The 12,402-nt window shown below is 69.5% G+C and carries 14 protein-coding genes; 5 read left to right on the top strand and 9 right to left on the bottom strand.

Annotated elements, in window-relative coordinates; genetic code table 11:
- Positions 1-107: 107 nt before the first annotated feature.
- Together IG99_RS14780 and IG99_RS14785 are read right to left on the bottom strand one after the other, a co-directional pair.
- Positions 108-671, bottom strand: coding sequence for a hemerythrin domain-containing protein (locus tag IG99_RS14780; RefSeq protein ID WP_037673974.1), 564 nt, complete (start codon positions 669-671; stop codon positions 108-110).
- A gap of 103 nt (positions 672-774) precedes the next feature.
- On the bottom strand, positions 775-1,338 hold the full coding sequence (locus tag IG99_RS14785; RefSeq protein WP_037673976.1) for a hemerythrin domain-containing protein: 564 nt from the start codon (positions 1,336-1,338) through the stop codon (positions 775-777).
- A gap of 159 nt (positions 1,339-1,497) precedes the next feature.
- Here IG99_RS14785 and qcrB point away from each other — a divergent pair, with 159 nt between their 5' ends.
- A complete protein-coding gene (qcrB, locus tag IG99_RS14790; RefSeq protein ID WP_051865420.1) occupies positions 1,498-3,135 on the top strand; it encodes a cytochrome bc1 complex cytochrome b subunit in 1,638 nt (545 codons plus the stop codon).
- A 38-nt stretch (positions 3,136-3,173) separates the two neighbouring features.
- On the opposite strand, the gene ctaF is transcribed toward qcrB, so the two are convergent.
- Together ctaF and ctaD are read right to left on the bottom strand one after the other, a co-directional pair.
- Positions 3,174-3,563: an aa3-type cytochrome oxidase subunit IV gene (gene ctaF / locus IG99_RS14795; RefSeq protein ID WP_037673977.1), complete on the bottom strand. Its 390-nt coding sequence runs from the start codon at positions 3,561-3,563 to the stop codon at positions 3,174-3,176.
- Positions 3,560-5,278: an aa3-type cytochrome oxidase subunit I gene (ctaD, locus tag IG99_RS14800; protein ID WP_037673980.1), complete on the bottom strand. Its 1,719-nt coding sequence runs from the start codon at positions 5,276-5,278 to the stop codon at positions 3,560-3,562. The genes ctaF and ctaD overlap by 4 nt, the downstream gene beginning before the upstream one ends.
- Positions 5,279-5,444: 166 nt before the next feature.
- Here ctaD and IG99_RS14805 point away from each other — a divergent pair, with 166 nt between their 5' ends.
- Entirely contained in the window at positions 5,445-6,029 is a 585-nt protein-coding gene (locus IG99_RS14805) for a DUF488 domain-containing protein (RefSeq protein ID WP_037673982.1), read from the top strand.
- A 142-nt stretch (positions 6,030-6,171) separates the two neighbouring features.
- Positions 6,172-6,582 (top strand): DUF6234 family protein, encoded by a 411-nt coding sequence (locus tag IG99_RS14810; RefSeq protein WP_037673986.1) that lies wholly within the window; start codon positions 6,172-6,174, stop codon positions 6,580-6,582.
- Here IG99_RS14810 and IG99_RS14815 read toward each other — a convergent pair whose 3' ends face one another.
- The 4 genes from IG99_RS14815 to ku form a co-directional block, all read right to left on the bottom strand.
- Positions 6,583-6,849 (bottom strand): hypothetical protein, encoded by a 267-nt coding sequence (locus IG99_RS14815; protein ID WP_037673988.1) that lies wholly within the window; start codon positions 6,847-6,849, stop codon positions 6,583-6,585.
- Positions 6,850-6,939: 90 nt separating this feature from the next.
- On the bottom strand, positions 6,940-7,722 hold the full coding sequence (locus IG99_RS14820) for a DJ-1/PfpI family protein (RefSeq protein ID WP_037673990.1): 783 nt from the start codon (positions 7,720-7,722) through the stop codon (positions 6,940-6,942).
- Positions 7,719-8,705, bottom strand: coding sequence for a DJ-1/PfpI family protein (locus IG99_RS14825; protein WP_037674274.1), 987 nt, complete (start codon positions 8,703-8,705; stop codon positions 7,719-7,721). The genes IG99_RS14820 and IG99_RS14825 overlap by 4 nt, the downstream gene beginning before the upstream one ends.
- Before the next feature lie 87 nt (positions 8,706-8,792).
- A complete protein-coding gene (ku, locus tag IG99_RS14830; protein WP_037674276.1) occupies positions 8,793-9,839 on the bottom strand; it encodes a non-homologous end joining protein Ku in 1,047 nt (348 codons plus the stop codon).
- Positions 9,840-9,924: 85 nt separating this feature from the next.
- On the opposite strand from ku, the gene ligD reads away from it, so the two are divergent.
- The gene (gene ligD / locus IG99_RS14835) at positions 9,925-10,806 is read left to right on the top strand and encodes a non-homologous end-joining DNA ligase (RefSeq protein WP_037673993.1); all 882 of its coding nucleotides are present in this window, start codon (positions 9,925-9,927) and stop codon (positions 10,804-10,806) included.
- 87 nt (positions 10,807-10,893) lie between these two features.
- On the opposite strand, the gene IG99_RS14840 is transcribed toward ligD, so the two are convergent.
- Positions 10,894-11,697 carry a nuclease-related domain-containing protein gene (locus tag IG99_RS14840; protein WP_037674277.1) on the bottom strand — a complete coding sequence of 268 codons (804 nt, stop codon included), beginning with the start codon at positions 11,695-11,697 and terminating at the stop codon, positions 10,894-10,896.
- 99 nt (positions 11,698-11,796) lie between these two features.
- Here IG99_RS14840 and IG99_RS14845 point away from each other — a divergent pair, with 99 nt between their 5' ends.
- On the top strand, positions 11,797-12,303 hold the full coding sequence (locus IG99_RS14845) for a protein-tyrosine phosphatase family protein (protein WP_037673994.1): 507 nt from the start codon (positions 11,797-11,799) through the stop codon (positions 12,301-12,303).
- Positions 12,304-12,402: the final 99 nt, after the last annotated feature.

The following is a 12,402-nucleotide window of genomic DNA, read 5'->3' on the forward strand; positions in this document are numbered from 1 at the left end:
CGCGAGAACGTCATGGTCCTGTGCTTCGCCGAACCGACCTCGGGCAGCTCGGGCAGCGGTGTCGCGGCGGCCTTCCCGGGACCGCCGGAAAGACGAGGACGAGACCGTCAGCCCTGCTTGCCTCGCCCGGTGAGCATGTCGCGGAACCGGTCGACCAGGCCGGCCCCGGGTGCGAGGAGCTTGTTGAGCGGCGGAGTGTCCGGTGCGGCGGGATGCGGACGGGTCGGAGCGGTCTTCTTGGCGGCGCGGACCTTGTCCCCCAACTCGTCGAGTGTCCCGGCCGGGCACGCGTCGGCGAGCAGCCGGAAGAGCCGGTCCTCCTCGTCCCTCACGTGCTCGGTGACGGAGGACTTCAGCTGGGCGATGAGCAGGTCGAACCGTGCGTCATCGGCCTGGCAGCCCTCCAGCTCCTTCAGCAGTCGCTCGACCTCCCTGTGGTCGGCGAGCTCCTTGTCGGCGAGATCGTCACCGTCGTCGACGTACCGGCGGACCGCCGGGTACAGGTGCTGCTCCTCGGCCACCGAGTGCCGGACCAGCTCCATCGTCAACTGGTCGGCGAGGCCACGGCGCGTCGCGGCGTCCGCCGTGTGCCTTTCGATCTGCTCGAAGAGCCCTTCGACCTCGCGGTGATCGACGATCAGTTCCTGGATGACGTTTCCCTCATGTCCCATGACGGGGCACTCCTTTCGGTGCACGCCATACGTCCCACCCGAGTGCCAAGGCTTCACGGCCCCGGCACGTCACCACCCGGACGGCCGAGCACCCCGGGCCACGTCACCGTGCGCGTCCCCGGCCCGTGAGGACGTCACGGATCCGGTCGATGACGCCGAGTTCCGGGGCGGCCAGTTTGGTGACCAGGGGGGAGTCGGGGAGCTGTGGGCGGGGGCGGGTCGGGGCGGTCGCCCTGCCGTGCCGTACCTTTTCGCCGAGCTGTTCCAGGAGGTCGGCGGGGCAGACCGCCTGCAGTCGCGGGAAGAGGAGCTGTTCCTCCTCGCGCAGGTGAACCGTGACGCGGGTGACGAGTTCCAGCACCAGCCGGTCAAAGGTCTCCTGGTCCGGCTCCGAGCCCCGCAGCGCCTGGAGGATCTCCTCGATCTCGGTGTGCTCGGCGAGTTCTCTCTCGGCCCACCGCGGCCCTTCCGCCACGTGGTCGCGCACCGCTGGATACAGGTACTCCCTCTCGACCACCGCGTGACGCACGAGTTCGATGCCCACGTGTTCGACGAGTTCCCGGCGTGCCGCGCTTCCGGGCTCGGCGGAGCGGATGCGGTCGAACAGTCGCCGCACCTTGTGGTGATCGGCGGTGAGTTCCTGGATGACGTCCACGCCCTGAGCCACCGGATTCCTTTCACTCCACGCCGGAGCGTGAACTCCGGCAGACGAACGACATCGACGGTTTCGAAGCCGTGCCCCTGTTGTGCGTAATGCGAGGAATTGCGCAACAGGTCACGCATAGTCCCCATGGCAGCGAATGGCAAGGGCCGAGGGAGCGTGTGCATGCTGTTCCGGAAACGGATGGCGGGGCTGGAGGCCAGAGCTCGACAAGCGGCGTTCACCGGATATGTCGGGGTGGACCGCCGCGCGCCGGTGTCCGAGGCGGGGCAGCAGTTGATGCGGAAGGCGTTCCCGGACCACTGGTCGTTCCTGCTGGGCGAGATCGCCCTGTACAGCTTTGTCGTGCTGGTGGTGACCGGCAGTTATCTGACCCTGTTCTTCGATCCCGGTATGAGCGAAGGCGCCTACGCCGGATCCTACGTACCTCTGCAGGGACTGCAGGTCACGAAGGCGTACGAGTCGACGCTCCACATCAGCTTCGATGTGCGGGGCGGCCTGCTGATCCGGCAGGCGCACCACTGGGCGGCGCTGGTCTTCGTCGCCGCCATCGGCGTCCACATGTTGCGTGTCTTCTTCACCGGCGCGTTCCGCCGGCCGCGTGAACTGAACTGGGTGCTCGGGGTCACGCTCTTCCTGCTGGCGCTCCTGGAGGGGTTCTGCGGTTACTCGCTCCCCGACGACCTGCTGTCCGGCACCGGGCTGCGCACCGCGAACAGCATCGTGCTGTCCATTCCCGTCGTAGGCACGTATCTGAGCTTCTTCATCTGGGGTGGGTCCTTCCCCGGACACGTGCTGATTCCCCGGTTGTACATCGTGCACGTGCTCTTCGTCCCCGGCCTTCTCATCGCCCTGATCGGCGCCCATCTCGTGCTCGTCGTCTACCTGAAGCACACCCAGTGGTCCGCTCCCGGAAAGACCAACCGCAACGTCGTCGGGCAGCCGATGTTCCCCCAGTTCACCGCCAAGTCCTCCGGCCTGTTGCTGATGGTCTTCGGCGCCATCACCGCGCTGAGCGGCGTGGCCCAGATCAATCCGGTCTGGCTGTACGGTCCGTACCGGGCCGACCAGTCCTCGACCGGCTCGCAGCCGGACTGGTACGTGGGCTTCCTCGAAGGCGCCCTGCGGCTCATGCCCCCGTGGGAGAACAACGTCGCGGGGCACACCATCATGTGGAACGTCTTCCTCCCCGCGGTGGTACTTCCCGGGCTGCTGTTCCTGGTCCTGTATCTGTACCCGTACTTCGAGAAGTGGGTGACCGGGGACCTGATGGAGCACCATCTGTGCGACCGGCCGCGCGACCGGCCCACCCGGACGGGTCTGGGAGTGGCCGCCATCGTGTTCTACGCGGTCCTGCTGATGGCCGGAGCCAATGACGTGATCGCCGCCGGCTTCCGCATCTCCGTGGAGGCTCTCACCTGGATCTTCCGGGTGGCTGTGATCGCCGGCCCGGTACTCGCCTTCCTGACCACCAAGCGGGTCTGTCTCGCCTTCCAGGCACACGACCGGCGGGTGCTGGAGGAGGGAGAGGAGACCGGCAACGTCAGCCAGAACGTCAACGGGGGCATCAGCGACAGCCACCGGCCCATCGACGCCGGGCGGCGATACCGGCTGCTGGTGCGGGACATGCCGCAGCCCTTGGAGCATCCCGGCGAGCGGGCACCGCGTCGGCACCGGCTCCGGGCCAGGCTGAGCGGCTGGTACTACCGCGACCGGGTGGACATGCCCGCCACCACGGAGGAACGCCTGCAGATCACGGGCAGGACGCTGGATCCGGTCGGCGGAGGCGAAGAGGAGAAGTAATCGTCGGCGGCCACGCGCGGTGGCCTCCGCCGGCTCCGTCAGTCGGCACGCCCGGCGAACTGGAAGGTCATTCCCAGGATGCCTGCCATCGTGGCACCGAACCCGATGAGGAACAGCCAGAGTCCGTAGACGACGCCGACGGCCATCAGGCCGACACCGAATCCGGTCATCGGCGGGTAGCCGCTGTGCGGCGGGAAGAAGTCCAGCGGGCCGGAGCGCTCGTGGATCTCGGCGTCCGGGCGGTCTTCGGGTCGCTTTCCCTTGCGGCGATAGTTCACGGCGCAGAAGAAGGCGATGACCGCGGACATGCCGAAGGAAACGGTGAGCGCCGCGATCCCGGCCGGTTCCCGGGCGAACCAGATGTAGACGGCGTCGGTGACGAGGAAGAACATTGCGACGCCCGCGAAGAGATACGCCTCGGACTTCATTCGCTCTGCCCTCCGAGGGGGCTGGGTGTGGGTTCGACCTGGCCGCTCGCGCTTGGACGGATTTCCCGCACTTCCGGGTGGTGCAGGTCGAACGCGGGCGAGTCGGAGCGGATCCGGGGCAGCGCGTGGAAGTTGTGGCGGGGCGGGGGGCAGGACGTCGCCCACTCCAGTGAGCGCCCGTAGCCCCACGGGTCGTCGACCTCCACCTTCTTCCCGTATCTGCCGCTCTTCCAGACGTTGAGGAGGAAGGGCAGCGTGGACAGCCCCAGCAGGAACGCGCCGATCGAGGAGACGGTGTTGAGGAGAGTGAAGCCGTCGGCCGCCAGGTAGTCGGCGTACCGGCGGGGCATGCCCATTTCGCCGAGCCAGTGCTGGACCAGGAACGTGGTCTGGAAGCCGACGAACAAGGTCCAGAAGTGCATTTTCCCGAGGCGTTCGTCGAGCATCTTCCCGGTCATCTTCGGCCACCAGAAGTAGAAGCCGCCGAACATGGCGAAGACGATGGTGCCGAACAGCACGTAGTGCAGGTGGGCGACGATGAAGTAGGAGTCCGTGAGGTGGAAGTCCAGCGGGGGTGAGGCGATCAGGACCCCGCTGAGACCGCCGAGGAGGAAGGTGACCATGAACCCCACGGACCAGAGCATCGGCGTCTCGAACGACAGGCTCCCCCTCACCATGGTGCCGATCCAGTTGAAGAACTTGACCCCGGTCGGCACCGCGATGAGAAACGACATCAGGGCGAAGAACGGCAGCAGGACCGCGCCGGTGGCGAACATGTGGTGGGCCCAGACGGTGGCCGACAGCATGGTGATGGCCGTGGTCGCGCCGACCATGCCGACGTATCCGAAGATCGGCTTTCGGCTGAAGACGGGGACGATCTCGGTGATGACGCCGAAGAACGGCAGGGCGACGATGTAGACCTCGGGATGGCCGAAGAACCAGAACAGGTGCTGCCACAGGATCGCCCCGCCGTTGGCCGGGTCGTAGATGTGCGCGCCGAACTTGCGGTCCGCCTCCAGGGCCAGCAGGGCCGCCGTCAGCACGGGGAAGGCCAGCAGGGCGAGGATGGAGGTGAAGAGGATGTTCCAGGTGAAGATCGGCATCCGGAACATCGTCATGCCCGGGGCGCGCAAGGTGATGATGGTGGCGATGAAGTTCACCGATCCCAGGGTGGTGCTGAGTCCGGCCACGACCAGCCCCATCGCCCACAGGTCCCCGCCGGCTCCCGGTGTGTGGAGGGCGCTGTTCAGCGGGGCGTAGGCGAACCAGCCGAAGGACGCCGCACCGTCCGGGACCACCACGCCGGAGACGACGATCAGGCCGCCGAAGAGGAAGAGCCAGTAGGTCAGCGCGTTGAGGCGGGGGAAGGCGACGTCCGGTGCGCCGATCTGCAGCGGCATGATCGCGTTGGCGAACCCCGCGAACGTCGGGGTCGCGAAGAGCAGCATCATGACCGTGCCGTGGATGGTGAACAGCTGGTTGTACTGCTCCTTGCTGACGATCTGCAGGCCGGGCCGCGCCAGTTCCGCCCGCATCAGCATGGCGAGGACGCCGGCCAGGAGGAAGAACGCGAAGGCGGTGACCAGGTACATGTTGCCGATCGTCTTGTGATCGGTCGTGGTCAGGTAGTTCCTGATCCGTCTGCCCGTGATGACGCGCGGGCTGGAGGAATCGTCCGGTGTCTCCGCACGCCTGTCCTGCTCCAGCTGCGACATGACCCCTCCGAGAACACTGGCCTACAGCTCCGGCTCGTGGCTGCGCCTGGTGGGTGTAGCCCTTCGTCCCGCGCGCCAAACGCCGCTGTGAGCCATCCAGCGGTCGTCGTCCGGCAGGGTCGTCGCCCGCGGTGCCGTCGAGGCCAGGAGCTGTTGCACTCGATGTATGGACGAGGACCGGACCAACCCGCCGGGCCAGTCCCGTGCACCCCAGGTCGAACTGATCACCTTCGGCCACAGCACAGCTGAGCGGGGAACCCTGGCGAGGCTCCTCCGGGAGGCCGGAGTCACCGCCGTCGTGGACGTCAGGACCGCTCCGGGCAGCCGCCGTGACCCGGACCTGTCACGGCAGCGCCTGGCCGTGTGGCTGCCCGAGGAGAACATCGCCTACCGGTGGGAGAAGCGCCTCGGCGGCTTCAGGACAACGCCCCCGGACTCACCCGACACGGTATGGCGCAACGCGTCCTTCCGCGGCTACGCCGCTCACACGCGCAGCCCGGACTTCGTCGCCGCCATGGACAAAGTGCTGCGCCAGGCGGCCGAACAGCGCACCGCGGTGATGTGCAGTGAGGCGGTGTGGTGGCGCTGCCACCGGCGCCTCATCGCCGACTTCGCCGTCCTGGCCCGCGGCGTGGGCGTCCACCACCTGATGCACGACGGGCGCCTCATCCCCCACACGCCGACACCGGGCGCGCGCCTTCGTGGTGACGGCCTTCTCGTGTACGACGACGCCGGTGCCGTGCCGCCGTGATCTCGGCCGCCGCCGTGAGCTCAGCCGTTCCAGAGGGGCCACGGCGGAAGCAGCGGGACCAGCGGGGAGTTCCTGAGCAGGCAGGCGCCGCTGAGTATCCCTACTCATGCGCCCGGCGTGACGGTACGGGCAGTGTGGGGCCATGAACCTGCCTGTTGCGCCGCCCGCCTTCGAGGACGCCGGTGGTCCCGGGAAGCGAGGTCGCGCCGACCGGGGTGCCGATGTCGGAGCCGGATGTGGTCTGGTGTTGCTGGAGCTGATCGCCCTGGTGGTGATCTTCGGATTGTGGCTCCTGTCGGGGTTCGACCTCGACCCCGGGACGGCCGTCGAGATCGACTCGTTGTGGGGTTATCTGGCCGCCACCGGAGGGATCGGGGCTCTCGCCGTCGTGGCGGCCGCCATCGCCGCTCGGGCCGGGGCCGTCGTGACCGTCGTGAGTCAGGGGGTCATGGCCGCGCTGATCTGCCTGCTCGTGTTCGGCGGGGCCATGGTGCAGTCCCACGAGGACGCGGTGTGCCGCGACACCCCGGCCGCGTCGGGATGCGCGGACTGACTACGCGGGCAGCTCCTCCACGTAACGCTTCGCCATGACGAGCGAGACGTACGGGTATTCGTCGCGGACCGCCTTCATGGCGGCCACGTCGCCACGCTTTCTGCGAACCCCCTGGATGCGCTCCTGGTCGACCTGGTTGCGGAATCCTTCGAAGGATCCATACCTGTCCCAGAAAGCCTGCTTACGCTTCTTTGCCGAGCGGTCGCCGGCGACGCTGATCACCAGCGACAAGACGACCGCGACGACACACGCTATTCCCTCGATCATGCTCTCCCCCGCTGTTCTGCGTACCGTAACTCCCGTTCTCAATCTACCCGTTGGTAGCCCCGGACGTGCCGCGAACTGGTGGCCTGTCGGCTACTGAACCTGCGACGCGGCGAGGAGGCTGAGGGCGCGTTCCTTCAGTTCGGGGGTGGCCTTGGTCGCGTCGCCGGAGTCGAAGGGCGGGTGAGGCGCGTACTCGACGGCGAGTTGGATGGCTCTGGCCGTGTCCTCTCCGGCGATCAGCGCGGCGAGGTAGAGGGCCATGTCCAGGCCGGCCGAGACTCCGGCGGCGGTGACGATCCGGCCGGAGTGGACGTAGCGCCGGGGCAGGTAGGTGACGTCGAAGGTGGTCCGGAGGTAGTCGGCGGAGGCCCAGTACGTCGTTGCCTCCCGTCCGTCCAGCAGGCCCGCCGCGGCGAGGATCAGGCTGCCGGTGCAGACGGAGGTGGTCCAGCGGGTGTGGCGGTGGATCCGGCGGATCCAGGCCAGGAGCGCCTCGTTCGTCATCGCGGCGACGGTGCCGCGGTTGCCGGCGCCCGGGACGAGGAGGACGTCGAGGCGGTCGACCTCGGCGAGGGAGCGGTCCGCGACCACCGCCACGTCCCCCGTGTCGGTGCGGACCGGGCCGCGGTGTTCGGCGATCGTCGTGACCGTCGCGTCCGGCAGCCGGGAGAGGATCTCGGCGGGGCCGGTGGGGTCCAGGAGGCTGTAGCCGTCGTAGAGAAGGATGCCTATGTGCGGGCCGGAGCCGGCGGGGTCCGGCCTGGTCGGGGTGGCGGCCCGCGCGGGATCCGTCGTGGTCGCGGCCGTGGTGGCGAGCGCCGCGGTGGCCAGGGTGCCTCGGAGTACGTTTCTGCGTGTCGTCGTAGGGCTCATGCCACGGGAGTCTGCTGGCGCGGCGCGGTGAGCGGGGGCGGCATGTCCGGCATCCTGCGGATCCTGTCCCCCGTGACCCCGTAGTGGTCGAGGAAGGCCTGCCGGAGTGTCTCCGGTGAGCGGAAGCCGCAGCGGCGGGCGATCGCGCTCAGGGACAGCCCGCTGGACCGGACGAGGTGCGCCGCGGCCTCGGTGCGGGCGGCGCGGACCGCGCGGGCCGGGGTGGTGCCGAGGTGGGTGCTGAAGAGGCGGGTGAGGTGGCGGGGGCTGACGCCCGCGCGGGCCGCCAGGGCGGTGGGCGTCAGGTCCTCGGCGAGATGGCCGGTGATGTAGCCGGTCAGGTCCCGTACCAGCCGGTCCTCCGGCGGCGGTGCGGCCAGGAACAGGGAGATCTGCGCCTGGTCGGCCGGGCGGTGGAGGTGGGTGACGAGCTCGCGGGCGACGGAGCGGGCCAGCGTCGGGCCGTGGTCGTCCTCGATGAGGGCCAGCGTGAGGTCCAGCGCGCTGGTGACTCCGGCAGAGGTGTAGACGTTGCCGTCGCGTATGCACAGGGGGTGGACGTCCACGGCCACGTCGGGGTGGCGTGCGGCCAGCCGCTCTCCCCAGCCCCAGTGGGTCGTCACCCGTCTGTGGTCGAGGAGGCCGGCGGCAGCCAGGACGTAGGCACCGGTGCAGACGGACGCGACGCGGCGGCTGAGGCCGGCCAGTCGGCGCACCTGTTCCAGTAAGCGCTCGTCCGCCGCCGCGTCCTCGCAGCCGACGCCGCCCACGACGATCAGTGTGTCCAGCCGTCCGGCCACGGCCTCCAGGCTCCTCCCCGCCGCCATCAGCACGCCTGCCGAGCTGCGTACGGCCCGGCGGCCGAGGGTGCCCAGTTCGATGGTGTAGGGGGGCGCGGCCCCGTAGCGGTTGGCGATGTCCAGCGCGCCGCTGGGGCAGGCGATGTCGAGGATCTGGGCGTCGTCGTAGGCGGCGATCAGCATGCGCCGGGTGGTGGTCATGCCCCCTCTGATACACCAGGGGCGCGTGCGGCCTGATGCACCAGGGGCGCGTCCAGCGCAGGGGTGCGGTCAGGCGGTGCGTTTGCGGGATGCCGTCTTCTTCGCGGGCGCCTTCTTCGCCGTGGACGTCGACTTCTTCGCCGTGCTCTTGGTCGCCGCCGTCTTCTTCGCTGCCTGTGCCGACTTCGTGGACTTCGCCGTCTTCGCGGTGGACTTCGTCGTGGAGCCGGACGCGGCGGTCTTCCTCGCGGGTGTCTTCTTCGCGGTGGACGTCGATTTCTTCCCGCCGGTCTGCTTCGGGGTCGCGCGGGCGGGGAGGCGGGCGACCTCCGCGTCCTCGCCCCGCGACTCCTTGGCCGCCCGCACGCTGTTCTCCAGGGCGGCCATCAGGTCGAGGACCTTGCCGCCCGCCGCGGGCTCCGGCGCCTCGGGCGGGGTCTCGCCGGCCGCCTTCGCCGCGATGACCTCCTCCAGGGCCTCGCGGTACTCGTCGTGCAGATCCTCCAGATCGACCTCGCCGAGCGTGTCCATCAGGGCGTCCGCGAGGTCGAGCTCCTGGTCGCGAACGGTGACGTCGGTGTCGGGGGCGACGCCCTGGGGGTCGCGGACCTCGTCCGGCCACAGCAGCCCGTGCATGGCGATGGCGTCGCCGACCACCCGGAGCATGCCCAGCCGTTCCCGGCCGCGCAGGGCGTACTTCGCGATGGCGACCTTCCGGCTGCGTTTCAGGGCCTCGCGCAGCAGGGTGTACGGCTTGGCGGCCGGGGCGCCGCCCGCCTGGAGGTAGTAGGCCGCGTCCATCTGGAGCGGGTCGATCCGGTCGCCCGGCACGAAGGCCACGATCTCGATCGTGCGGGCGGTCGGAATCGGCAGGTGAGCCAGGTCGTCGTCGGTGATCGGGACGATGGTGCCGTCCGCGTCCTCGTACCCCTTGCCGATCTCCGCCTGGCTGACCTCGCGGTCCTCCAGTTCGCAGACCTTGCGGTAGCGGATGCGGCCGCCGTCCTCCGTGTGGATCTGACGGAAGGAGATCGAGTGGCTCTCCGTGGCGTTCACCAGCTTGATCGGGATGCTGACCAGGCCGAACGAGATCGCGCCGTTCCAGATGGATCTCACGTGCGGCACCCTTTCGATCGGTTCGAGACGTTCGGTTCGGGCGTTCTGTATGGGTTTCCACCGTAATCTCTGGGATTCTCATCGTATGACGCCGATCACAGAGGTGGAGGGGCGGCGGCTCGCGCTCAGCAATCTGGAGAAGGTGCTGTATCCGGCGACCGGCTTCACGAAGGGCGAGATGCTGCACTACTACGCCACGACCGCCGACGCCCTCCTGCCCCATCTGCGTGACCGGCCGCTGTCCTTCCTGCGCTATCCGGACGGTCCGGACGGGCAGATGTTCTTCGCCAAGAACGTGCCGCCGGGTACACCCGAGTGGGTCACCACCGCGGAGGTGCCCCGGTCGGAGGGGCCCGCGCGGATGGTGCTGGTGCAGGACCTGGCCTCGTTGATGTGGGCGGCGAACCTCGTCACCGAGTTCCACACCCCGCAGTGGCTGATCCAGGCGCCCGCTGAGGCCGACCGGCTGGTGTTCGACCTCGACCCCGGGGCGCCCGCGACCGTCGTCGAGTGCTGCGAGGTCGCGCTGTGGCTGCGGGAGCGGTTGGCGGTGGACGGGATCGAGGCATACGCGAAGACGTCGGGGGCGAAGGGGCTGCATCTGCTCGCGGCGCTGCGGCCGGTGTCCTCGGAGCGGACGACGGAGTACGCGAAGGCGCTGGCCGTGGAGGCGGAGAAGGCGATGCCGAAGCTTGTCGTGCATCGGATGACGCGCAGCTTGCGGCCCGGGAAGGTGTTCGTGGACTGGAGTCAGAACACCGCCCGGAAGACGACGGCCACGCCGTACACCTTGCGGGCGCGGGCGGAGCCGAGCGTTTCGGCGCCGGTCACGTGGGGTGAGGTGGAGGAGTGCGGGGATGCTGCGCAGCTGGTGTTCGGGGCGGGGGAGGTGGGGGCTCGCGTGCAGGATCACGGGGACCTGTTGGCGCCGTTGTTTGATGCGCGGTGCGCGGGGGTGCTGCCTTGATACGCCGGGTGCGGGCCGTCAGTGGCTTGTCGCGCCCACGCGGCGGAGCCGCATGCCGACACAGCCCCGCGCCCCTGAGTGGGTGCGCTAAACCCGCGTCCATGTGTTCCTGTCCCTCGCCACCGCGTGCAGCGCCTCCACGTCCGCCGGTTTCAGTACGCCGCCCAGCCGGGCCAGGTTTCCGATCTCCGTGTCTCTCAGGACGCGCACCTCGCGCACCGGGCCGGTGACCATGACGTCCGTCGGCCCCACGGGAGCCAGGACCGGGTGGACCTCCGCCGTGAGGGCGTAGGAGGCGCGGTCCGCGGCGGAGCGGACTCGGCGGAGCAGGGGGTGGGGGTCGCGGCGGCCCAGGGCGACCAGGGGGTCGGTGATCTGGACGCGCTGTCTGTGGGCGTGCAGGGCGTGGATCGCGAACAGGCCGGCCGGCCCGATGGCCAGGTGGTGAACGACGTCGCCGCCGGGCAGTACGACGGAGTGCAGGACGTGCCACCCGGCGCCGTCCAGCCGGTCCAGGGCGTCACCGACCGCCTGCTGTGCCGCCAGCTCACGGCGTCGTGGGTCGGGGCGGAGGCGGCGGGGTGGGCCGGGGTCCCGGTCGAGGGCGACCAGCAGGGCCTCGCCGGGGCGGTTGGGGGCCAGGTCGTCGTCCGGGTGGAGGGATAGCCGGGCCAGCTCGGCGGGGGTCGGGACGGGCGGCGGGCCCACCGTGACCTGGCCGGTCAGGAAGGGGCGGAGGGCTTCGAGCACGTCCTCCGCGCGGTCCTCGCTCAGCAGGTTGACCCGGGCCGCCTCACGGTCGTACCAGGCGACGTTCCTGCCGTCCGGGAGGCAGACGTACAGCCGTTCCTGGCCGTGGCGCCAGGTCGGTATGACGCGCAGTCCAGTCATGAGCATCACCCCACGACCATGGGAACAGGCGGGGTGCTCCAGGGGCAAGAACCCGGCTACCTTTGAGAGGAGTTGGGAGCGGGAGTTGGGGAGGCGCGATTGCGTACCCGCGGGAAGCAGCCCGACGTACCGGCTCCGGACCGTGCGTGGAGCGAGATCCTGCCTGGTCTGTGGATGGGCGGGCACGAGTTCCGGGGCCGGACGGGGCAACTGGAGTCGGCCGTCGTGCGGGAGGAGTTCGATCTCGTGCAGACGCTGCTGCGGATGCCGGGACACGGGCCCGAGCCGGGCGTGGAGCACCAGGTGTGGCCCATCCCCGACGGCCCGCTGGACGGGACGCAGCTCGCGGGGGTGATGCGGCTCGCACAGGCGGCGAGCGACGCGCTGGACGCGGGGCGTACGGTCCTCGTGCGCTGCTACCACGGGTACAACCGCTCGGGGCTGGTCGTCGCCCATGCCCTGGCCCGCCGCGGCCACTCCGCCGAGGAGGCGATCCGGCTGATACGCTCCCGCCGCTCTCCGTGGGCGCTGCACAACGAGCTGTTCGTCGAGTACCTGCGGGCGGGCCTGTCGACCGCCCGGCTCCTCGAGGAGCTCGCGGAGTAGGCAGGCGCGGGCCCCTCCCCACAGGCGACGCGAACACCAAATAGGACGTCCTTACGAATCCTTACGAATAATGTGTTCGGGCCGAGAGTCAACCCCGAC

It is taken from the genome of Streptomyces griseus subsp. griseus, from assembly GCF_000720255.1.
GTDB lineage: Bacteria > Actinomycetota > Actinomycetes > Streptomycetales > Streptomycetaceae > Streptomyces > Streptomyces griseus_I.

Coding starts and splice junctions, on each gene's coding strand:
- IG99_RS14780 (WP_037673974.1), bottom strand. CDS start 671: ATGGGACATGAGGGAAACGTCATCCAGGAACTGATCGTCGATCACCGC.
- IG99_RS14815 (WP_037673988.1), bottom strand. CDS start 6,849: ATGATCGAGGGAATAGCGTGTGTCGTCGCGGTCGTCTTGTCGCTGGTG.
- IG99_RS14840 (WP_037674277.1), bottom strand. CDS start 11,697: ATGACTGGACTGCGCGTCATACCGACCTGGCGCCACGGCCAGGAACGG.
- ctaF (WP_037673977.1), bottom strand. CDS start 3,563: ATGAAGTCCGAGGCGTATCTCTTCGCGGGCGTCGCAATGTTCTTCCTC.
- IG99_RS14820 (WP_037673990.1), bottom strand. CDS start 7,722: ATGAGCCCTACGACGACACGCAGAAACGTACTCCGAGGCACCCTGGCC.
- IG99_RS14810 (WP_037673986.1), top strand. CDS start 6,172: ATGAACCTGCCTGTTGCGCCGCCCGCCTTCGAGGACGCCGGTGGTCCC.
- IG99_RS14805 (WP_037673982.1), top strand. CDS start 5,445: ATGGACGAGGACCGGACCAACCCGCCGGGCCAGTCCCGTGCACCCCAG.
- ctaD (WP_037673980.1), bottom strand. CDS start 5,278: ATGTCGCAGCTGGAGCAGGACAGGCGTGCGGAGACACCGGACGATTCC.
- ligD (WP_037673993.1), top strand. CDS start 9,925: ATGACGCCGATCACAGAGGTGGAGGGGCGGCGGCTCGCGCTCAGCAAT.
- qcrB (WP_051865420.1), top strand. CDS start 1,498: ATGCTGTTCCGGAAACGGATGGCGGGGCTGGAGGCCAGAGCTCGACAA.
- IG99_RS14825 (WP_037674274.1), bottom strand. CDS start 8,705: ATGCTGATCGCCGCCTACGACGACGCCCAGATCCTCGACATCGCCTGC.